The organism is Vibrio owensii CAIM 1854 = LMG 25443 (genome assembly GCF_000817815.1).
Taxonomy (GTDB): domain Bacteria; phylum Pseudomonadota; class Gammaproteobacteria; order Enterobacterales; family Vibrionaceae; genus Vibrio; species Vibrio owensii.
This window is the reverse complement of sequence record NZ_JPRD01000070.1, coordinates 1-21,537: the sequence shown is the minus strand read 5'-3', so window position 1 is coordinate 21,537 and position 21,537 is coordinate 1. Positions and strand designations below refer to the sequence as shown.

The following is a 21,537-nucleotide window of genomic DNA, read 5'->3' as shown; positions in this document are numbered from 1 at the left end:
TCCCCAACATGCTGTATCACTTAAGTTTGATGAACGTGGAGTTTCGCTGGAGCACACGTTTTATCTTCTTTGACAGTCGCGAGGCATGGTGCTACTCGATAAAGAGCGCAAGAATTGGGACCCAAAAGTGGATGAAGATGCGCAGGAGATGGTCACCCAATACCAAGCGGTTCAAAACGAAGTATCCGCGTGGCGTCTAAACTATGGTCAGTACACTTCAACATTTGTGCTGCGCCATGTTGATAGAGAAGTGTTGCAAGAAGTCACTGAGTTTGTGGTCAGTGTGCTCAATAACACCCTAGGCTTGACGTGCCGCGTAGAAAGCCTCAACGTCACCCCTATGCTCTCGCCACTCAAGCGCTCAACGTAGCCATTAAGTCAGGGATTTAGGGGGTATTGATAGAGTCATGCCCTACGCAGATTTTCTTACCTAACGTTAAAGCCGGAAGATTGCCGATACTTATCATCAATTTGGCTTGAACGATAAACAAATTGAGCTCTTGATGAACGCCGAGCGTAAACGCGACTATTACGTACACCAGCCCACGGGGAGCCGCTTAGTGGACTTGTCTTTGGATAATTTGGCATTGGCGTTTGTTGGCGCATCCGACAAAGAGAGCCTGAACACCATCCGTCAATTGGTCAGCGATTACGGTGAAAACTGGTATCTGCCCTATCTGAAACAACAACACATCCTGGAGGACGACGAATGAAACGAACGTTAAGCGCACTGACCTTGTGCAGTGTGCTGGTCTCATTTGATTCATCGGCATTGCTTTGTGTCAACTGCGCGAGCTTTACCCAAATGATGACCTCCAACCTCAACCAGGCACAAAGTTACGTCGAAGAGGTGCAGCAAACTCTCAACTCGGTCAAGAACGTGCAATACCAAGTTCAAAACCTCAAAAACTTGAAGAACATGGAATGGGGCGACATCCAATCTCAGCTGCGTAATCTCAACACCATTGCGTCATGCGGTCAGTCGATATGTTTTGCAATGGCCAACATGAATCAGCAATTTGAGCGGTGGCACCGAAGCCTGTCAGAATCTGTCGATTGGCGACATGAACTCGGTGAGCACCTATCAGCAGCAGGGCAATGCCCTGCGAGATACGGCGCAAAGCTCACTGGCACAGGAGTTCTGCGCCCTCCTTCCAGATGAAATTGTCAGACCGGACATCTCCGCTATTTGGTAAGGCAGCTTAGATAATATTTCGAAAAAACAGCTCAATGTTGAATCTTTCTTAAGTGACGTGAATCAATACATCCATTTACAAGTCGAACACGTCAAAACGCACGGAGTACCTTTCGTTAAACGCAACGGAGCCACTTGCCCAACCTGCCAGCAAGGTACGCTAATTAAACGCCCTGGCAAACATGTTCCATTTCATGCCTGTAACCATTACCCAGATTGTAAGACGACGTTCCCAGACGATAATGATCAACCAAACTTAAACCCTAAGCCTCGTAAAAAGTGGAACCGAGTACCAACGAGCTTTGTAAGCAGTGTGGCCCCCCTTAGTGCGTCGCCCAGGAAGACTCATTTGGGTGGGGATGCAGCGGTTTTCCGAAGTGTAAAGTGCGCTTTTTCGATCAGAATGGTAAGCCAGATCGAGACCGTGGTGAATTGTCGTGATCGTTTCTCGCCCATGGCGTTCACATGAGCTGGATTTACTTCTGGGCCATGAACATGATGAACTGAGCATCCGAGATTTAAAGGGTAAGGAATGCGTTCGTTCCACTCCGCCCCATCGAGGTTGGACGCATGATGCACTGGAGTGTGTGGATTACTTCTCTGTTAGCCCAGATGGTTGGGAAGCTTACTTAGGGAACAATGGGTTGGTTCATCCGAAGTGTAAGCTCTTCCAAAGCGATAAAAAGAATGGGCGTCATCGTTTGATGACGCCCATAATTGCTCAACGTATTCTGATTTTTGGAGGCCAAATTGAGCGTTTGACGTTGCTAGTTAAAAACTAAGCGCTTTTTTAATACGTGGTAACGTCGGCAATCTGTTATCTGCCTAGCAAAATGTTTCATGATTAGCTTACGCTAAGCTAGCGTAAAGCTTTAAACCAAATCTTGTCAATACTCATTAAACAAGGTAATTTCACGCGCACAACACGCATTGCACAAGAAATTAGTATTTATACCCACCTACGAAGTCACCATATCGTCGACGAAGGATGGGTAGGTACCCCATCTCGCTAACCCTCCTTAACCAACCTAACGGTAGTATCATGCAAACAATGATCCTTGGGTCTGTCTTGAAGATGGCGAAGATGATTAAGTTATCGATCACTTTGAGCTCAGAGCACCAGGACGCAAACCATTAATTCTCAAACAACCTTCTTTTTCGAAGTTGATGTTTGTGACTCAGCAATATCTCCACACGTCCAAAAACATCACCACTCAAATTTTAAGAGCTGCCATTCTCGATACGGCAGAACCATTCACCGCAGAGGAGCATTGCCGCCATGATCATTCTGCCATAAAGCGCTTGAATGATATGGTCAGCACGGTTTCTCCCCCAACGAACATAATTCTCAAGTCGTTCAAAAAAGAAGAATACCGAAACATACGTATCGGCTTCTGTCTGCATTTCTTTGATTTCGCCACTTGTTAATCCAAAGGTTTGTTGAATGGATACAATGGGTTGTTGTTCGATGATAAACGCATCAGGAAACAACCAGTGGAACGCACTTTCGTGTGTTACCGCTTCCGTGGTCTCGTTGATGATCGCAAAAGAATACCCGCCAACAGTCGGGTTTACTGTACTTTCAGCCTCTTCCAAATAAGGAAACACAGCAAAGTGATCTTTCGTTTCTCCGTAAAAGATAACCTGACAAGCGCCTTGGTATCCTTCGGATACATTGACTTGAGCTTCTAGAGCTTCATCGATAAATAGATTCATGAGAGTTCCCTCTTAAAAAAACTGCTAATTCTGCTGGCCATTACCAGAGAACTGGCAAAGCGCAGTGGGCCCCCCCCCCTTTAAAGTACAGGATAATGGCCGTCAGCCTTTTGGTGAATTTTATACTGCCAAAAAACTTGGCCTATGGAAACCTACGGACTCAATGTTGGTGGTTTTAAGATCCCGGTGCTGAGCAATATGAAAAAGAGTATCGAGACCGAGTGATAAAGAACCTACGACGAAGAGCTAGCAAGTTGGGATTCAGTTTGATGGACGTAGAGTGTGTTTCTTAGGAAGGCTACGGCTCTCTTGATGTCAGACTCCCTGAACGGTTCTCGATAATCGAGAAACTCAAGAAGAGCTATGGCTTTGTGAAGTGTTCGGGGTCATCGCAGTAGCTATCGTTATTGAGCAAATAGAGATAAATCTCTGTCGTCAGAGCGTGTGCTCGTTTGTGCCGAAGTTCGTCGAGCCTCTTCAAAGTAAAAAAGGTGTGATCCTTCCATTTTACATAGATGAATTGAAGTGCATTTATATGCATTAGTGATGGTTTATATGACAGAGTTTTTACTCTATTCTGATTTTTGGGTTTCTTTCTGACAGTACATTAGTGCACCAAACTTATTATTGAACGGTGTTTTTTATGGTTAAAAAACTATTCGAAATGATAATGGACTATGTCAGAGAAGAAGGCTTTATGGTCAGTGGCACACGCTTTGTCGGAAAACAGTGCTATTATGACGTCACTGTGACGCAACGTCATATCTCTATTTATCGCAATGGTGGAAAGCTGCCTTTCTATCGGATTGAGACGATGAAAGATGCGGTTAGTTTTTGTCAGATCATTTCTTCGATTATTCACACTCAGCAGTTGTGTTCATTTTTTCGTTAGTAAGTAGATGGATAAATCAATAGCTATCTATCCACCATTGGTAGAATTTAATTACTGATTTTTTTGGCACTAATGGTTATTTCCTTAAGGAAAGTAATACCATTTGAAAATTTACACGGATTTTATTAAGGCCGAGTTCTATATTTTTATTCTGTGGATACAGAAAACCACGGGGTTACCCGTGAGTGAATGCCTTTGGAGACGGTACGATGGATAAATGCAATATTACACCTCATCCTATAGTACCTATTACACGAAATATCACGTAGTTTGGGTAACTAAGTTCCGTCGGAAAATCCTGAATTCTGGTATGTGCAGCTACCTACGGAAGGTTATGCCAAAGTTACTGCGAAGTTTACCTAGTGTTAAGATCGAGACGATGGGCTTTGATTGGGATATTTGGTGTAGGTACACAGCCGGAGTTCTTGCACTTATAGAGCCGTGATCCCACGCTCGCTGAACCACAAGCCATCATTCGGGTGAGGTTATCGACAACGACATCTCTGATTTCAGAGATGTGTTTACTGAGATAAATAGCCTAGGTGTCATTCCGAGAGAAAAGTTGTCTGAGTGATCGTAAGTGCATGACCAGTAGGGTAATGCAGAATTGTCAGCACACTGTAAAAGTTAAGTCTCTTTGCTTTCGAGCGGAGCTTGCTCAGGCGGCTATGCCGCCGCTTGTTGCTAATTCGATAATATAAGCCACTATTGTTAATATTAATGCATCTAATGTAGGCCGATTCATAAAAAGAATCATCAAGTTATCCCATAATGCGACAACAATGCGCCACTTGCCTCAAACAAAGCCCTCCCTGCTCAAAAGTATTCCCTGGAAGCATCATGCGAGATGTAATGAAACAACTCCGAAACGAAAAATACTAAGACCATGCCCGTTTTTTGTTGATAGGCATAGCCTCTCCTATACTGTTCATTAAGTAACGCGTGAAATGGACGTTAACATGAAACGAATAATTATGATGCTGCTATGTTTGTTATGGACATACGGAGAAACACAAGCTCGATATATCGCTTGGATAAAACACCGATTGCTGATAACTCACGATTTTTATAATCGAATCATTTACACGCAAGACATGACGCAGTGGGGGGAAAACAGATTATTGGGCCGCACCAGAGGAAACGTTACGACGTTTTAAAGGTGATTGCGAAGACATTGCGGTAGCAAAATATTTTTCGCTTCTTCGCCAGGGAATGCCTTCGGAGCGACTTCGTTTGGTGTATTTGATGTTGCCTTCGACAAATCCGAAGATTTACCATCTCGCGTTAGAATATCATCATGCTCAAACGGTCGTGATCTTTGATTTGCACAACATGTGGATAGATGATGAACGTCCCGGAGACAGCCAGGCGCGAATGAAAAAAATGGGGCGCCTTAGTAGGTCGATATCGTACTCAAACAGCAGCCACATTGGAAAAACAACGTGTCCGTCAGCTTATGCCGCATTTGCTCAACGAATGAGGGCGTTATGTTGTCTTTGTCGTTCCTCCTTCTACGATGGTCCTCGATTGCTCAATATCAGTCCATTAACTAGAGTTTTTAATCGATACAGAGGTAAGCAACGCATTGTATCGAGGAATCGATTTTCGGTTGAAACAAAGGGGAGATTTGATGAAGCTAAGCAACGGGAGAAAGACCGGCTATCAACTCCACTACTTTTTGGTTTCCTTCCTTCTCAAATTTTTCAATTAGGCTAGATAACAACACCGAATTATAATAAATGATGCTGTTCGCAATGATCCTCGCACAGTCATTCCATTGTTCTATCTGATAATCATCCCCACCACGAAACCGATTTCCATTGATTGAAGCAATCGCTCGGCGCACTTGGTGATAGGCCTCACCGCGATTCGCGCATGCTCATCCGGCGACTATCTAACCGCTCATTATTTTTTGAACCCACTGTAAAACGTGTAAACACCATTCTACTTCAGCACAACACACACTGATACGGGTCGTTACCCGTAAAACCTTTATATTGCTTCGCATACGTGAGCAGCTCTGGTTGCTTTGCCGCTTTCTCTCCCAGAGCTAAATACACCAGAAGGAGTAGACGTCCCCGTTTTCTGTTGGACAGAAAACCGTAATAACGCACCATTTTAAAATGGTGCTGTGGGATATGACTCACGTACCGTAATATCATCTCTTCCTGCGTCAACATCTTCGTTTTGTACTTGCTATCTCGATGGTCTAGATACTTAAACACCACCGTTCCTCCGCTGTAATGACGCAGTCTCGATGCAGATATCGGTGGGTGCTTCAGGTATCGACCCAGATAATTTACCGTCTGTTTTAGCTCTTGCGTTTTCTTTGCAAAATGGATATTCCAGTAACGCTGATATTGACGCTCTAGGAAGAAGTGCCATTGGCGAGAGTCCTGAATGTGGTTTGTACTCGATGTTGATGAGTTGAGCTCACCGTATTTTCGTTTGAGTAACCCGATTAAACATCGACGCCAATGGTATTCAACATGTTTCTTTTTAAAGTAGATAGGTCGCCAGATGTTGTGCTTATCTAGTCCTCCTCGTGTCACGGATAAGTGAATGTGCGGATGCCAGCTAAGACCGCGACCATAGGTGTGGAGCGCACCGAATATACCAACCTCAAGGCCATGCTTCTTCGCCCACTTCAATAGGGGTGTCTGCCGCCAATGAGAATAAGTCATTGAGCAGTGTCGGGGTGGCTTCGAAGATGGGCCAGAGTTCGCTCGGCATGGTGAACGTGATGTGTTGATGCTCACAGTCAAGCATGACATCAAGCTGAGTGGATATCCATTGTTCGGTGGATTTAGTGCCACAAGAGCAGCAAGCCTTCGTCTTGCTGCTCTGACAGATGACCTTAGTATGCGGGTAGTTTGGAGTGTCGTAGTGTTTGGCACCCATCAGGTTACTACCACACGCGAGCATGCGTTCAACGCAAGTGATTTGCCAGAGGCTGAAGGTCTGAGCATGTTTCCACAGGACCTTCCCAAGCGTTGTCCTTTTCAAACAGGAGCTTCGTTGCTCGTGGGATAAAATCTTTTTGGGGTATGGGGACGACGTCTTTTGCGACTGGAGTATCGAATCAAACGAAGACTTAGACGGCCAGTTTTACGCGATGAAAGATGGGTTCTACTTCATCCAAAACGCAGGGCGTAAACTTATTTAGTTCAATGTGCTCTTTGAGCACATTGAACGCTGGCGCATCAAAGTCATACTCAGCGCCAAGTGACACATGTTGCAGATAAACAGTGTGGTTCACATGTCCTTTGCAGACTGGAGCCAATTCTCGCAACGTGCTTTTATCGTGAGTGACAACCAAGGATGCGCCGTGGCAAAGCGCGACTGAGCCAAATTTCACGGCATAGAAGCCAAGTTTTACTTTTTTCATGAAAGTGTTGATAAGTTAAATAATTTTCGGAAGGGGAAACATAGCGCACTCTGAATAATAAGAATATCAATGAATTAATAGCGTCCTTGCTCGATGCGTAGCATTGCTATCTTGGCCGAAAAACATACGAAGTTAGGATTAAGCAGAACATTTGTTCTTCCGCTTGGTGCGCCTGAAGCAAATAAAGTTCCGATTGCTGCCTACTATACATTAGCTGCGTCCACCGTCTCTCGTTATGATGTTCCTGCTACACAGATCCTTCCATGCTATCCGGTGCCAGTTGCGTTACTTGCTAGATTGGCTGTTGACATTAATTTCCAAGGCAATCGCTTAGGTGAAAAGCCACTAGTATATGCATTACGTCATGCGGTTAGGTTGTGTGATGAACGGCTACCAGCACTAGGTTTAGTTTTGGATGTGTTAGATAAAGATGCTTTAGAGTTTTATCGCCGATTCGATTTTTTTCATGCTTTTACTAGTGATCCTATGCGGCTATTTGTACCGATGACGGCTCTGCGAAAAATCTAATTAGCGGAGAAGAAAAACTTTTTACCATTTCAGGGGATGGGCAAAAATCGCCGTCTCCGAAATTACAACGCTCAGGTTGGTGAGACTTACACCATGATCAGAGCGCTGAACAAGCTTACAGGACTTGGTATGCCTGAAATTCAGTATGTTGTTTAAGAACTGAGCAACATGGAGCTACCATGTCCTCTCGTCGAATTAAGCAACAAAGCCTGTCTGCTTTGTAAGACACACAGCTTAATTGCTTGTAGGAAAATTCTGTTATTACCACGTCATAAATTATTTTCTGCTCTGACACTTCCATAAAACACCACTAAATTAGCCAACTCTAATTTAGAATGAATTTGGCATAACGTACTGCTTTAAAAACACTTCGCTGTTTTCTCTCAGTCTATTTTTCAAAAAAGGACAAAAAACAACCAATCCGAAATCAGAAAAGTCCTCACTGCGTTAGAACTATCAATAATCAAGCACACATAAAAAATAATATGTGACACTCTGCAAAAAAAACAATTGGCATTCATTCTCATTCGTTTGTGCTATACACCTCAATATGGGAATGTTCCCAAACCAAAAGATAGGAAGTATCATGAAAACGATAAAATTGCTTGGCCTACTTACACTCATTACCTCATCTGTTGCCTCTGCAAACACAGCCATTACTTTTCCTGGTGAAGGCAGTTCGGTGCCAGACGCACCAGTCACTTTCCCAACATCTTCAAAAACACCAATCACTTTTTACAATGGCTTTACCATCAAAGATGGGATTTTCCGTTCAGAAGTAAACACTTGTGTTGTTGTAGTCGATAATCCTGAATACGAAACAAAACTCATTTGGGAAGGAAAAACACCGAAGCTGCTTATTGTGAGTAACACCGACCCATTCCCATGCCGCGCTGGCTTTACCGATGCTATGGAAGTCGACTTAACCGCATTTTTGCAAAACATTCCCCCCCATATCTTTGAATATTTGGAAGTGGTGAACCGCGTAAATATGCAGCGTAGCTTCTAACTGCCACACGAACGCCTACCAAATCAGCCACCAGATCTTCGGATCTGGCGATTTGCATAGAGTCACCGTTTCAACGTGCGTCTTTACGCCCTCACTCAAATCCTTGATTGAGAGAGGGAGATAGGTCGAAAAAACAGTGATAAATCCATTAACCGAGCACTTACGCCAACAGTCGGTGCAGTTTAGGCTCGGCTGTGAGATAGAACGGCTGATAGAAGATAGCGAGCAAGGAAAGATTACCCATGTGCTTTCCTCCCAAGGAGAGGTGATTGAGGGGGGGCGACTTTATTTTGGCGCTGCCGATTCATGTCACCCAATCGCTGCTCTCTGCGACCGCTGTGCAGTTCAGCTACCGATACGTTCTTAGCCACGGTTTTCAGTTTCACTTCGCCATCTTGCCCAACATCTTGTGCGATAAAACCGTGGGAATTGTTTTTGATTCGCCGTGGGGCTTGAGTTATCACCTGACTCAGCCAGAACCCAGCGGGCTGTACTGCCTCTCAGTCACTGCCACCGATCTCAATATCGCTGCAGGCACCGCATTTAACAAGCCGTTGCTCGCCTGCACGCCACAGCAGATTGAACAAGAGATCGTGACTCAGATTTTTGGCAATAGCGCATTACTCACCACCTCCGGATATCAGGTTTTTCATGTCGGGCCTGGCTTGTATTGGAAAGAAAAACACACCGATGAGGCAACGTCGAATCGATTCTTCGGCCCTACTGTCATCGGCGAAAACGGTGTGGCACACTGCTGGGAGGCTGATCACGCACTCACCCACCCCGATGCCAATTGCCAATTCCTATCGAGATAGATAGCTACCAAAACGTCTTTTTGGCCGGGGAATATCTGACCGAACCGCGCCAAACCTGGCGAGTACCAGTGACCATGGAGCGATGTGTAGAAACCAGTGGAATCGCTTGAAAAACGCATTGCAGTCCATCGTCACGAGGAGCCTTACCATGCCGATGCGTAATCACCTTCCTGCGCTTTTGTTTTTCCTGTTGGTGCTGCTCTATTTCAGCAGCTTCTACCAAGCGGTGCAGTCGTCGGTGATTTCCGCCGTGATCTTAACGCTACTGCTACCCGTGCTATTTTGGTGCTTAGTCAAATCGATTGATAACCAAGCCGAAATCACCCGGATATTGCTGTTAGAAAGTGGCTTCAACGTGCTTTGTGTGGTCGCTCTACTCCATCTGCTTCCTTTGGCACTGATGGAAAAAGCGTTTATGGTGTTTTTTGTTTTACAGGCGGGAGGCTTTTTATTGCTGCAGAGGCGCAAGAAAGCGTGGTTATCTTTCGCTGTCTCCGTCTGTTTGTCTTCTGCCATCTTGGTCTGGTTCAGCTAAGCCGGGCAAACCCAAGTACTCGACTCCGGACAATTGCAGTTGTTTGACACAGCAGTGCCGTGGCAACTAAAGCCGGTTTACACCCTGTGGTTATTGTAACTGTTGTTGGTGGAATATCGCTATATTTTGCCCAAATCGACGATACTGCTGGCGCATTTGGCCTCGCTGACCATTGCGTTGCAGGCAGAGGATTTCTTCCATGTTCGCATTATTACCGCCAGCCATTTCTTGTTTTTGGCCTCTGTTTTGACTTCAAAAACCGAGATTGGGGAGGCAGGGAGTTCGCCGTGCTGCCATCGCTGGTCGTCATTCAAAAAACCAATATTGCCAAGTGGATTAACTACACCTGCCTGAGTTTGGCACTGTTGTGGTTTTGCACCTCACCAGCGGTTTAGTGCTCTTCCCCCAGTGAAGCTGACAGGCCAGCGTTAAGCATCAGAGGCATAAATATTGTGCCTCTTTTTTTATCATTGCCTTGAGATATTACTAGCTGTTGCTTAATTCAACGAGAAGGCATGGTAGCCCCATATTGTTCAGTTCTTAAACAACATACTGAGTTTCAGGCATCCCTTACCTTGGAGCGATTTATCTCCAAACTGAGAGCAAGAGTAGATAAGCGCATATGGTGGATCCTAGTTTCTGATCTTACTCTTGAGCAACAAGAGCAATTGTTAGAATTATTGCTTCCCCGTCCAAACCAAAGATTGAGTGTTTTAGAAAAGCTGAGAACGTCGCTTGTTAATGCCAATAGTAAAACGATAAACAAGGAAGTACAAAGGCTTATTGAAGTCAGGAAATATCATTTTCCTTGACAATTCAAGAAAAAACATTCCTATCGTTCGAATTCAATTACTATCACGCTACGCCTCTACAGCCAAAGTGGTAGCACTGAGGCGTATGAGTCATTTGAATTTTACGAGCTCTAATGGCCAGCTTAAAAGCGTCAATTCAAGATGATATTCTGGTTATTTTGAGTCTATTATCCAAGAGATTTTTAATAACGCTGATCGTACCTATAAACAGAATCGCCAGCGAAATCTAAAGGATATGGATGATGCGGCCTTACAACTAGCGAAGCTAGGTCAACTCTTTCTTGATGACACGGTCAAGAGCCGTATTACGGGGGACTGTCACGTACGGTTCTGTGAGAAGCTCGGGGGTCGACTCTCGAACACACCAAATGGCGCTGATGCGAGCGCGATGCTTTACAGCATCATCGAGACAGCGAAAGTCAGCGGACTTATCCTCTGTGACTACATGGTCAAGTGCATGAAAGAGTTAGCAAAAGCAAAGCCAGATATCGATGCACTCCTACCTTGGAACTTCAACCATTAGCAAGATCGCCCTGTGGGTTCATGGGGCGCATACAAAAAACTCGCGAAAGCGAGTTTTCTTAATATAAGCCGATTTTTATTTATGCTTGCATTAATTTTTAAAGAATGACATTGAGTCGTTCATTTGGTTAATCATTTGAGTACTTTCCTGACATGACGTTTCTGTTTCATTGAAGGCAATTAGGTTGCTTTGAACGCTGTCATTAATGCCATTGATTTGTGAGGAAATATCTTGTGTCACAGAAGACTGCTCATTAGATGCAGTTGCTACCATAGAGTTGATTGCTGAAATATTTTCCATTTGACTTGTAATGTCTTGAAATGACGTATTTAGTTCGTTGCCAGCTTCAGACGTTTCACCCATTAAAACAGAATTGTGTTCCATTAGGTTATCTGCAAGTTTCGATTGCTCCTGTAATTTGGTAATAAAATCTCGAATCGTATTAGTGGATTCTTGTGTGCGACCTGCTAGGGTTCGTACTTCATCGGCAACAACAGCAAAGCCCCTTCCCTGTTCGCCAGCTCGCGCCGCTTCAATGGCAGCATTCAATGCTAACAAGTTGGTTTGTTCCGATACTGCGCTGATCATTTCCAGAACGGAGCTAATTTCTTCTGAGTATCTACGTAGCTGGCTCACCACTTCAATACTTTCGACAATAGAAGCTCTAACTTGTTCGTTTGCATCGCTGGCTCGCGCCAGAGCCATTGAGCCACGGTTGACGGCTTCCAGTGCTTCGTTGGTTGCACACTCGGCGTCAGAGGCGTTTCTGGCTACTTCTTCAGCGGTCGCGGACATTTCCGTTGCAGCAGTGGCTACTTGTTCAACTGCTGACAGTTCATTTTGTGCTTCCATAGTGGCACTGCTTACCATGTTACTTACGTTTGCTTGCTTAGCTAGTATTTCCTGTAGCGTGTCCGTTCCATGGTTAATAACTGTTCCAACATTGGTTTGCATCAAAGATAATGAGTCTGATATGTAATCAATTTCATTGTTGCATTTTTCGATCTTAAAAGCCTTAAATTGCCCTTCAGCCATTGCCTTAATGATGCTAACAATAGTTGGTAATTCTTTTAGTTCACGCTTAAGTACATATCCCAACGCAGCACAACAAATCGCCCCCCCCACAATAATAAGTCCAATTAGCCAAGCTATGTTCTTCTTTGTGTTGTTGATGGATTCGTCCAAAGATGAAAAGGCTAAGATATCAAATTGTTCGTTAACTGAATCTTTAAACGCTAAAAACGTATCGTTGTTCTGATTGGCGTAAGTAAATGCGTTTTTATATTGAATCCCAGTTAACATAGGGCGTATGTCAGTAAGTTTTTTTGCTACCCATGATTGATCGTAAGCGGCAACAACAATGTTGTCTTTTGTGACTAGTGCATATTCGCCGAGAGCATTACCCATCATGTACTTGCCTAGATCAATATCCATAGCAAGAACACCAGTAATTTGATTGTGATTTTTTATTGGAGCAGAAACTGAAATGATAAAATCACCCGATAAGTTTTTTTGTGGTGGTGTTGCCGTAAAAGATTTACCATTCATAATAGGTATAAACCAAGACTTATTGAGATCGCGAGCGTTGTAGCCATCAATATGACCGCCCTCTTGCGCGGATAGTGTTTCCCCGTCCGGCGTTGCTACATACACATCGTTCACATAATCTTGCGCGTTGGTTGCTGCAGTTAGTTGATCGAAAAGCTCTGAATTTGCGATCGTCGTAGCATCTGGGTGTAGAGACATTACGTCAGCCATAGCAATGGTTTGAGTTTCAAGACGCTTTATAGTGGTGTTATAATTGGTTTTAATGCTTGCAATGTTTGCAGCAGCCAAGTCTTGTGCTTGTCGGTTTTGTTCACTATTCAATAACCAATAAACACATGCTGCGGTAATGGCAGTTATTATTAATAATGCAGTAATATAGACTAGGTAAATTCTTTTAATCATTGGTAATGCCTTTGATATATAGTCCGAGCAAAACTTCAAGTTGCTTTGTAATGTCTTTTAATGGTTTGTATATGTAGTTAATTGGCGATAGCTTTTCAGCTGTTGCGGGAATTGCTTGGACTCACATATTTCAGGAAATGTTTTCCGGAAGATCTGCAAAGACATGCCAGCCTGAAATAAAAGTTCAAATTCTTTATTGTTTCGAAAATCGTCGTAATAAACAATTAGCTCGCGACAATCATCGCACATCAAAACTCTACCAAGTTTGACATGTTGACCGTTTGTTTTCATACGACAAATATTGCAATGGTGCAATTTTAGCCTCCCTTGCGCTAAGTCGGGGTTTGCTAAAGAGCCCCCAAAAGTGGCGATTCTGAGAAAGAATCCCTACACCGAACTGAGCTGGCTTGGATAGGATGCTGGCCACTGTCATGCTGCATGTAATATCCGGACTATACAAACCACCTTCTTGGTACTTACTGTGGTTGTTTGGGATTAAGTGTTTCATATATGGTAGAGGTTCATCTGAGTGGTTGATATTGTGTCTGATCTTAGCCATTTATTTTAATGCTTGGTCAAATTCGCACCAAGAGAATGTCAATGTTATGTTTGATTTGACATTTCAAAACGCTTTTTGTTTCTATTTGCTCGAACGGCCTAGAAAACCATCAAATCCAGTAGAAGAAGGCATTGGATTAAGATCTGCAACTTCTTCAGTGTCAGTAGCTGCGGTTGCGTCAGCCTTAGTTTTTTGCTGGTTGTTGTAGTCGGTTTATGAAAATTCTGTATTGGTTTTTTTTGCCATAAATAGCTCCATACCAACAATAAACTGCTGTTTTGGCAAACCGGTTCGAGTTCCATAAGCTTGTAAATACTCTAAAATATAGCGCTCCCGAAGATAGTCAGGGTTCAAGCTAATTTGAACCCTTGAGTTTCTCGTTCATCACCTTCCAAAGCCGCTCTATGGGATTAAGATTTGTGCTGTATGGGGGGAGATAATGAAGCTCGATATTAAGGGTGAACGCTGCATTTTTGACCAAATCACTGCGATGATACCCCGCTCCGCCTCAGATGATGTGAAACTTGTTTACTAATAGGTAGCGCTCTCTCAGCTTGCACAAAAATCGAACAATATTTTCACTGTTAATACTTTCGTAATGGCCGACAACGTGCGCTCCGATCTCTGATAGATTCAGTCCCTCAATAAGGTTAAGTCGGCTACGGTTACCTGTCGTTTTTAGGTTTTTATCTTGTCCAGTTCATATCCAGCTATGTGAGATTTTTGTCGAAAGCGTTGGATGGACAGCATCGATAAAGATTATCGATTCCTCCTTACCACAACTCGCTTTTAGAGTTCTTGCTGTTTATCCTCATCAAACTTGTGTGGGATACCTTTGGGTTGTTTGTAGCTGAAACCGTTGTGATGAAGCCATTTATTCATGCCAGGAACACTGTTGTGAACCTGATAGTGCTCCAGCACATAAGCAACAATTTCGTGTGAATGATGATATGTATTTTCGGTTAGGTGCTGGATCAACTCTTAAGTTTGATGGGCCGCTTTGTGAACCGCCATTTTCAGGCTTGAGCTTATTCGATTGCAGGTAATCTTTGATATGTTGCCGAACAGTGGATTCATGAAGTAAGGAGAGCGTCAGCAATTTCCTCGGGACTCCAACCATTACTAGCGTGGATAACCGCTTTTATACGGTCACGAACTCGTCCATCACGAGTCGTGCCGTGTTGGTTTTTGAGTGCCTGCTTTTGTTCATTGCTCAGAGTAACTTTCATAGCTGGTAGCATTATCCTCTCCTCGGAGAAAATCAAGTACCTTCAATGATCACCGGTATAATAGGGCTCTAAGGTGCAACGGAACGAAAAACTATGATAAGGGTTCAGTTGTGTCCTGTGGCACATCCCGCAATATTCTCAGCTCTCCATTTTTCACTTCTTTTGGAATGGTAAACGTGTACTTGCCATTCATGTTTATGTGGCTGAAAAGTAAAGGTAATGCTCGACTTAAGTCGTCTGAATTGATCTTCATGCCTTCTTGTTGAAGTTTGTCGTAAGCGTCTCTAAATCGACTCATTGACTTTCAAGCATCAACACAGATACCGCCAACTAAGGCGGTATCTGTCATTCGAGCGTATTTTGCTACGAGGAGGGTGGTTTGGTTTAGGGTATGTTCCAAGGAATCACAAGCATGGTTACCTGTGCTAATTCTGAAACCCTGAGTGTTGAAAAAGACAATGCCAGTGCCGCACGTTTCAATTGCGAATTCGACATTAATAAACATCGTTTTAAGATTTTATTGATTTGGGGAGGCGTGAGACTTCGAGCTTTTGATTTATGCATGCACATTTTCCTTGATTAGAAAAGCTACAATTTTGGAGGTTACAAGTTGAAATTAGCCCGAAATGACAAACGCGATCAAACGTTTAACATTTTACAGAAAACTGTAATTAACTTTCAGGAGGGAAATACAAGGTATTGAGATGGAAGGCCGGTGATTTCTGTCATTCTGTAGCAATCAGAGAATGGAGCTAGCAAAAATCACCCTAAACTTCGCTATTTACCATAATCGGTAATAATGAATACCGATTTTTAGTGTGAATTAATGTCAAATGTAGTATAAAGAGGTCATGCAATAGCCTGTTGATGAGTCTCTATTTCTTTCACTCTATCAATGATAGTGAACATCTTTTACTAAATCTGCGAGTAGTTTAAAACCTCGTAGGCGATGCAACTTCGTCTCGACACTTAGCATTAACTTGTAAGTCATCATCAACGTGGTTTTTCTGTTTTCAAAGTTCTTCGTCTTGTTAGTGCGTGAACGAACTGTAGTGAACATAGATTCTATTGGGTTCGTTGTCCTGATATGAACCCAGTGCTCTGCTGGATAATCGTAAAATGCCAGCATTTTACGATTATCTTTCACCAAACAGTCTGTTGCCTTTGGATACTTAGCTTCAAAGCGTTTCTGGAAGGTTGAGAATGTGTCACAAGTGCCATCTGTCATTTCTGCCATCCAGATACCTTGCGGCACTTCCTTTCTCTTCCATATACCAGAAATCCGCATAGCTTATAGGATGTATATAACATACAATTGCATTATATGGTGTAGTATTCTGTCTTTTGAGGTTTTTAAAGTTTGAAAATATTTATAATTAGTCTTGATAGTTCATATGATAGACGATTGAGAATTGCTGAAGAGTTTTCAAAAATGTCTTTGTCATATGAGTTTTTTGATGCAACAAGTGTAGCGAAGCTCCCTCAATCTTTTTTGAAAAATTATGCAAAGAAAAAGTCAATAGACTTGAAAGGTTATGCTCTTACTTTAGGTGAATTAGCTTGTTTTCATAGTCACTATCAATTATGGAATAAATGCTATGAAAGTAACGAATCAATCTTAGTACTCGAAGATAATGTTGATATTTCCGAGCACTTCCCCTCTTTGATTAAAGATTTATCTATAACTTTGGAGGAGGAAAAACTTACTGATAACTTAATAAAACTTTCAGCGTCTAAAGATAGTAAATTTAAAAAACTAGTATCTATAGGAAGTAGTGAAGAGTTCTTTTTAGGTAAGTACACGAGTCCGACTACTAGTGCTATGGGGTATATCTTATCTCCATGTGTCGCAGAGAGTTTAATAAATAATATAAAGGATTTTATTAATCCTGTTGATGATTACATGGAAAAAGTTTGGCTTCATTCTTTTAAAGTTTTGAGTATGAATCCTAATTTGGTTTTTCGAGCTGATATTCAATCTACCATTGGGAGGGGGAGAAAGAAAAAGGAAAATTTAACAATAATGAATAAACTTAAGATAGAAATATTCCGAGTTTTTGAAAAGATAAAATTTATTCTTTTTTGGTAAAATGGCATGAATTATTTATTCCGCTTATTAATGATTCTTCCTTTAATGTGGTCTTTTTCTGGGATGCTCATCTATCCTGATGCGAAAAAGACACAGGTTATATTAGTTGTATTAGCTATACTTTCTTCTTTTTTCTGTCATGATAAAAAAGTTATTTTTGATAACATTAAGGGTAATAATTTAGTTAGGTTTTTATTTTTTTTAGTTGTGATTTCACTTTTCTTGAAGTTGTTGCACGGCTATAGCAGTAGCGTGATAAGAACCTTATCTTGTTTTCTTCTATATTTTGCTTTCGTACCAAAAAATGTATTTAGAGCATTTAAAAGAAAGTTACCATTTTTACTATTGGTCTCTAGTGTTTTTTCTTTTGGATATGCGTTCTGGAGTACCTATATCTTAGATTTGGGTCGATGGTGGTCTATTAATCCTATTCCTTATTCTTCGGTATCGGTTGGTGCCTGTGTTGGAAGTTTGTTCTTTTTACTTTCTAGGTCAGGTAGGTCAATACAACTGCTTATGATAGTTACATTCGCATTATCTTTAAATGTGATTATTTTTAGCGAATCAAGAGGTACAGCTTTAGCTGTGTTTTCTGTCAGTGTCCTTATTATTTTGTTTTTTATGCATCTTAAAATTGATATAATTCGTAAAGTTGTAATCATATTTTTGATTCTAGTTTCATCGCTTATAGTTAATGCTAATTTGATTCAAAATCGAATGGATAGGACTAGTAATGAAATAGCGCAGATTGAAAGTGGCAATATGAATTCATCTATAGGATTACGACTTCAAATATGGAAAGCAGGAATTTATTTAATCAAAGATAAATTATTGGTTGGATATGGAGATAACCATAGAAAGGCTAAGGAAACTTTATTAGATCAAGGTGTCATAACGCAAGATGTGGTGAAGTTTACGCATTACCATAATGAACTCATTAATGCTTGGGTTTTAAATGGTTTAGTTGGTGTTATTATGATTTTATCTATGTTGTTTGTGCCATTTTATCTATGTAAGAAGATAATTTATCGATATGCTCGAAGTGAGAAGTTGGGATTCTCTAAATCTAGTGTGCATAATCTATATGTACAACAGTCTATTGTTGGGGTTTTTATCACTTTGGGGTATGCAGTCGCTGGTCTTACAGATGTACCATTTCAATTTTCTATAACCATTAGTTTCTATATGTCTTCATTGTTTGTAATTCTCTTAGGCTATGAAGATTTAGTTATTAAACATAAAAGTCGAAGTACGATCTTGGACTTGCGCTAACAAATGACGACGAATGAAGAGTTCAGATGTTCACCAAGTTTTCTTATGTATAGCATTTGTGCTTTACATACCTTTCTAAAGATGGCTTGGTAATGACGTCACCACGACGACCAGGAATGATATGCAGGTTAGTTTGTTCTTCACCGTTGATGATGGTAGTTGTGATATCGAATTTACGGTCGAGTAGGGCATCTCCAATGTGGGTATTTTTACCCATCCCCCGAGTTTTACATCCATACAATAAACCGTCGCTTACTGTATAGGCTCTAAGTCCAGTAAAAAAGCGAGCTAGTAGAGACCTTTATCACCTCAAAATGTGAGGGGTTTTCTGTATAGATAATTATTGCAATAGTAAGCCTAACTATAGAAGTTTTGGTTAAATTTGGCTCTATCGGGGCTTGGGAAAAACAGCCAAATACTGACCTTAGCCGCTGAGGATTTGATCTGCCGGCTCATAGAACACATCCCTAATAAGCATTTTAAGATGATCCGCTACTACGGTTTTCTGTCGAATCGTCGCCGTGGTGAAATGCTGTCAAAAGTCTACGATGCGTTAGAGATGGAAAGCAAGGACGCGCCAGCGCTACCTTACTATGCAAGTATGTTGAAGAAGCTTGCTAACGTCGATCCTTATGAATGTTTGCTCTGTAAAGATGGGTTAGAGTTCGTCAGTTTTGGAGCGGGTGAAAGCCGCAAAGAATTGATAAGACAGACGGTTTTGGAAGGGCAATTGAGGTCAGCTTAATTCCTTCCTGTGGATAAGTTTATCTATAATTTGAACAGATATGCTCACGGTAACATTTCAGAAATATCACCCACTCAACTCAAACACACCACCACTACAAAACAATCACAACTGATTGTTTTGCCTTCGAATTAACTTGCTCTTCCGGCGGTAAGGAAACTTTGAGTTTCCTTACCTTCAAGCGTTATGTGCTCTAATTGTGTGATGCATCTATGAAATAAATTTTATGCTGGTTTAGTGTTTTAGACTTATTTAATTAAAAAGGGATATAGTATGTCTTGGTATATCGATACTTCAAACTTAACAAAGGCTGTGGCTGATAAAGCACATTGGACTAACTCATACGGTCCCGGAAGTGAGGTCCCTGTGTCGGGGATATATCGTTGTATCGGTTGTAAAAAGGAAATTACTTCTAACGCTGGCGATCCTTTCCCTCCCCAAAATCATCATCAACATACGACTTCACAGGGTGCTGTTAAGTGGAAGCTTAATGTCCGGACTAACACCAATGAAGATTAATTAGCTAGGCGTGGAACCCCTAGGTGATTGTATCGCCGCATCCATACAAACGTTTAAGACGTCAACTTTCTTGCAAAAGGCTTGGTCTATTACCAAGCCTTTTTATTAGTGGAAACTCATTTAACATATGAAGTTGCACTAAGAGAGGACAAAACACGATCATGAATACGTAAGGTGCAACCTGACACACAATAGAGTAAGAAATGCAAATTGCCAAGAACAGTTCTATTTCTTTTATACACTATCCCAAAGCTAAAAAAGGCCACACTAAGCGACCTTTTTGTCAGTGTTTGTATATGTCGTCTCTCTTACCTACCTTGATAACTTCAACGACCAAAACGTCATCTATTACGCTGTACATAGCTCGATATCCAGAAGCTCTAAGTTTTATCTTGTAGTAACCCTGCAAGTCACCTCTAAGTTTCTTCGAAGGTTGATGAGGATTCTCACATACCTTCTTGAGCTGTTTTACCAACTCAGCCTTAACTGAGCCGCCTAATTTCTTAAACTCTTTTAATGCTGATTCCGTAAAAACCAAATCATAAGTCATCCAGATTTACCTTTATTCGAGGCTCGTCTTTTCTGCCGTGGATTATTTTAATCAATTCTTGGTCTTCAATCAGATCCATCATGTCTTCAAATAAATCGGCTGGAACAGCGTAAAAAACGGGCTTATTGCGATTCAATACCGCAATGGCCTGTCCTTCCGACTCGGACATTACCGCCATTGGGTTCCTTTTGAGTTCAGATACACCAACTGATAAGTCAGTCAGGATCTTGCGCGTGTTAAATGTTCCCATTTTCATTTCCATGTTTATTTAATAATTGCCCTTAGAGACGACTTAATAATAGGCCAATTAATTGGTCTATACAATGGTCAAATCAAAAGCACGATCTCCCCGCCCCTTAGAGGACTTAAAGCTACGCGCTTGCACATTCAATTGGGACTATCAATAGCAGGATTGGCGATGACAAAGATTGCGGCATGATTTATTAGCCATTACATTAAAAAATATGTGATGTATTGTAGTAATAATGGTATCTGAGTTGACACCGTCCACTATGAACGGCTATCATCACCTTGTCGACGCGATACTGGAACAGCCTGTCAGGGCGTTGATGTCGGAGGAGACTCCCCCCAGGCCGTGACCGGGATAATCGAGTAAATATCGTTTTCGATATGATTAAGAAAAAGCACCCACTGGGTGCTTTTTTCGCATCTAGCGTCTGCGTTTTGGTCGCTTCAATATAGAGCGTCAAGCCAAACGCTCGCTTAAAATCCAACGAACTCTGAATCTTTTTCCACGAGGGGGGCATCCTATTCATCGAGCTCATACGCCGAGATGATTTTCACCTTCAGCTCATTGTCAGTGTTGTCAGGCTTTGTGATTTCAAAGAAGATCACATAGTCATGAATTTCTATGTAATGATATTGCTCGCCATTCTTACGATGATTGTAGTAAGGAATGGCATGAGATTCGACGAATCTTTCCTCAAGCATGTATGGAAGTTCTAAGCTGCGATGATAACGCTCTTCACACCAAAATCGTTCTTGGCGAAAAGGAAGTCTTTCACCATGACCTTTCTAATCGGAAAACAGTGATTACCGTAGCTAACATGCAGCGATACGATTTGATCACCAATTTCAGCTTCAATTGTTCTAGGTCGAAGATGAGAGAGATCTTTAAATACCCCCATCAACTTGGATATCAATACCTTTGGTGGAATCTTTACTACTAACTGCACGTGGTCAACTTGTAT

At 42.0% G+C, this 21,537-nt stretch carries 18 protein-coding genes and 12 pseudogenes; 17 read left to right on the top strand and 13 right to left on the bottom strand.

Going from position 1 to position 21,537, the window contains the following annotated elements; all coding sequences use genetic code 11:
• Positions 1–85: 85 nt before the first annotated feature.
• From H735_RS27720 to H735_RS27705, 5 genes are all read left to right on the top strand, one after another.
• Positions 86–370 carry a hypothetical protein gene (locus H735_RS27720; protein ID WP_020197798.1) on the top strand — a complete coding sequence of 95 codons (285 nt, stop codon included), beginning with the start codon at positions 86–88 and terminating at the stop codon, positions 368–370.
• A gap of 133 nt (positions 371–503) precedes the next feature.
• Positions 504–713, top strand: a complete 210-nt coding sequence (locus H735_RS27715; RefSeq protein WP_020197797.1) for a hypothetical protein — start codon at positions 504–506, stop codon at positions 711–713.
• Positions 710–1,162 (top strand): TrbJ/VirB5 family protein, encoded by a 453-nt coding sequence (locus H735_RS31270; protein WP_051122850.1) that lies wholly within the window; start codon positions 710–712, stop codon positions 1,160–1,162. Before H735_RS27715 ends, H735_RS31270 begins: the two co-directional genes overlap by 4 nt.
• 91 nt (positions 1,163–1,253) lie before the next feature.
• On the top strand, positions 1,254–1,664 hold the full coding sequence (locus H735_RS30540; protein WP_227741567.1) for a topoisomerase DNA-binding C4 zinc finger domain-containing protein: 411 nt from the start codon (positions 1,254–1,256) through the stop codon (positions 1,662–1,664).
• Positions 1,633–1,977: a hypothetical protein gene (locus H735_RS27705; RefSeq protein WP_020197796.1), complete on the top strand. Its 345-nt coding sequence runs from the start codon at positions 1,633–1,635 to the stop codon at positions 1,975–1,977. Before H735_RS30540 ends, H735_RS27705 begins: the two co-directional genes overlap by 32 nt.
• 439 nt (positions 1,978–2,416) lie before the next feature.
• Here the strand turns inward: H735_RS27705 and H735_RS31140 are convergent, their stop codons facing one another.
• Entirely contained in the window at positions 2,417–2,911 is a 495-nt protein-coding gene (locus tag H735_RS31140; protein ID WP_020197795.1) for a hypothetical protein, read from the bottom strand.
• A 293-nt stretch (positions 2,912–3,204) separates the two neighbouring features.
• On the opposite strand from H735_RS31140, the pseudogene H735_RS32155 reads away from it, so the two are divergent.
• The 3 genes and pseudogenes from H735_RS32155 to H735_RS32150 form a co-directional block, all read left to right on the top strand.
• Positions 3,205–3,319 (top strand): annotated as a pseudogene (locus H735_RS32155) (IS3 family transposase); the annotation flags it as partial.
• Positions 3,320–3,554: 235 nt separating this feature from the next.
• Entirely contained in the window at positions 3,555–3,803 is a 249-nt protein-coding gene (locus H735_RS27695) for a hypothetical protein (RefSeq protein ID WP_020197794.1), read from the top strand.
• A gap of 217 nt (positions 3,804–4,020) precedes the next feature.
• Positions 4,021–4,149 (top strand): annotated as a pseudogene (locus tag H735_RS32150) (transposase); the annotation flags it as partial.
• A gap of 22 nt (positions 4,150–4,171) precedes the next feature.
• On the opposite strand, the pseudogene H735_RS32145 reads toward H735_RS32150, so the two are convergent.
• The 4 genes and pseudogenes from H735_RS32145 to H735_RS27685 form a co-directional block, all read right to left on the bottom strand.
• Positions 4,172–4,338 (bottom strand): annotated as a pseudogene (locus H735_RS32145) (IS91 family transposase); the annotation flags it as partial.
• Between the two features lie 1,104 nt (positions 4,339–5,442).
• Positions 5,443–5,673: pseudogene (locus H735_RS30530) on the bottom strand (Tn3 family transposase); the annotation flags it as partial.
• Positions 5,663–6,889 (bottom strand): annotated as a pseudogene (locus H735_RS27690) (IS91 family transposase). The pseudogenes H735_RS30530 and H735_RS27690, both read right to left, overlap by 11 nt.
• A gap of 8 nt (positions 6,890–6,897) precedes the next feature.
• A complete protein-coding gene (locus H735_RS27685) occupies positions 6,898–7,191 on the bottom strand; it encodes a hypothetical protein (protein WP_020195620.1) in 294 nt (97 codons plus the stop codon).
• 93 nt (positions 7,192–7,284) lie between these two features.
• Between H735_RS27685 and H735_RS27680 the strand changes: the two genes are divergently transcribed.
• The 6 genes and pseudogenes from H735_RS27680 to H735_RS31130 all read left to right on the top strand — a co-directional run.
• Positions 7,285–7,719 carry a GNAT family N-acetyltransferase gene (locus tag H735_RS27680; protein WP_020195619.1) on the top strand — a complete coding sequence of 145 codons (435 nt, stop codon included), beginning with the start codon at positions 7,285–7,287 and terminating at the stop codon, positions 7,717–7,719.
• A gap of 48 nt (positions 7,720–7,767) precedes the next feature.
• Positions 7,768–7,875 (top strand): annotated as a pseudogene (locus tag H735_RS30525) (IS5/IS1182 family transposase); the annotation flags it as partial.
• Between the two features lie 430 nt (positions 7,876–8,305).
• A complete protein-coding gene (locus H735_RS27675; RefSeq protein WP_020195617.1) occupies positions 8,306–8,728 on the top strand; it encodes a hypothetical protein in 423 nt (140 codons plus the stop codon).
• A gap of 290 nt (positions 8,729–9,018) precedes the next feature.
• Positions 9,019–9,543, top strand: coding sequence for a hypothetical protein (locus tag H735_RS31775; RefSeq protein WP_227741529.1), 525 nt, complete (start codon positions 9,019–9,021; stop codon positions 9,541–9,543).
• A gap of 148 nt (positions 9,544–9,691) precedes the next feature.
• Positions 9,692–10,490 (top strand): annotated as a pseudogene (locus H735_RS32140) (hypothetical protein).
• Positions 10,491–11,245: 755 nt separating this feature from the next.
• A pseudogene (locus H735_RS31130) lies at positions 11,246–11,413 on the top strand (transposase domain-containing protein); the annotation flags it as partial.
• Between the two features lie 90 nt (positions 11,414–11,503).
• Here the strand turns inward: H735_RS31130 and H735_RS27650 are convergent.
• The 3 genes and pseudogenes from H735_RS27650 to H735_RS27630 form a co-directional block, all read right to left on the bottom strand.
• Positions 11,504–13,363, bottom strand: coding sequence for a methyl-accepting chemotaxis protein (locus tag H735_RS27650; RefSeq protein ID WP_020195612.1), 1,860 nt, complete (start codon positions 13,361–13,363; stop codon positions 11,504–11,506).
• Positions 13,364–14,283: 920 nt separating this feature from the next.
• Positions 14,284–15,163: pseudogene (locus tag H735_RS30520) on the bottom strand (IS630 family transposase); the annotation flags it as partial.
• An 837-nt stretch (positions 15,164–16,000) separates the two neighbouring features.
• A pseudogene (locus H735_RS27630) lies at positions 16,001–16,418 on the bottom strand (transposase); the annotation flags it as partial.
• Between the two features lie 93 nt (positions 16,419–16,511).
• Between H735_RS27630 and H735_RS27625 the strand changes: the two are divergent.
• Together H735_RS27625 and H735_RS27620 are read left to right on the top strand one after the other, a co-directional pair.
• Positions 16,512–17,240, top strand: a complete 729-nt coding sequence (locus tag H735_RS27625; RefSeq protein WP_027726872.1) for a glycosyltransferase family 25 protein — start codon at positions 16,512–16,514, stop codon at positions 17,238–17,240.
• A 6-nt stretch (positions 17,241–17,246) separates the two neighbouring features.
• Positions 17,247–18,512: an O-antigen ligase family protein gene (locus tag H735_RS27620; protein WP_020198193.1), complete on the top strand. Its 1,266-nt coding sequence runs from the start codon at positions 17,247–17,249 to the stop codon at positions 18,510–18,512.
• A gap of 43 nt (positions 18,513–18,555) precedes the next feature.
• Here H735_RS27620 and H735_RS31125 read toward each other — a convergent pair whose 3' ends face one another.
• On the bottom strand, positions 18,556–18,729 hold the full coding sequence (locus tag H735_RS31125) for a hypothetical protein (protein ID WP_020198194.1): 174 nt from the start codon (positions 18,727–18,729) through the stop codon (positions 18,556–18,558).
• Between the two features lie 201 nt (positions 18,730–18,930).
• On the opposite strand from H735_RS31125, the pseudogene H735_RS27615 reads away from it, so the two are divergent.
• Positions 18,931–19,257 (top strand): annotated as a pseudogene (locus H735_RS27615) (transposase); the annotation flags it as partial.
• A gap of 802 nt (positions 19,258–20,059) precedes the next feature.
• Here the strand turns inward: H735_RS27615 and H735_RS27605 are convergent.
• From H735_RS27605 to H735_RS32045, 4 genes and pseudogenes are all read right to left on the bottom strand, one after another.
• Positions 20,060–20,326 carry a type II toxin-antitoxin system RelE family toxin gene (locus tag H735_RS27605; RefSeq protein WP_020198197.1) on the bottom strand — a complete coding sequence of 89 codons (267 nt, stop codon included), beginning with the start codon at positions 20,324–20,326 and terminating at the stop codon, positions 20,060–20,062.
• Complete coding sequence (locus tag H735_RS27600; RefSeq protein WP_020198198.1) at positions 20,316–20,576, bottom strand: type II toxin-antitoxin system Phd/YefM family antitoxin; 261 nt, start codon at positions 20,574–20,576, stop codon at positions 20,316–20,318. Before H735_RS27600 ends, H735_RS27605 begins: the two co-directional genes overlap by 11 nt.
• 518 nt (positions 20,577–21,094) lie before the next feature.
• Positions 21,095–21,277 carry a hypothetical protein gene (locus H735_RS31760; protein ID WP_020198199.1) on the bottom strand — a complete coding sequence of 61 codons (183 nt, stop codon included), beginning with the start codon at positions 21,275–21,277 and terminating at the stop codon, positions 21,095–21,097.
• Between the two features lie 11 nt (positions 21,278–21,288).
• Positions 21,289–21,537, bottom strand: a pseudogene (locus tag H735_RS32045) (hypothetical protein); the annotation flags it as partial.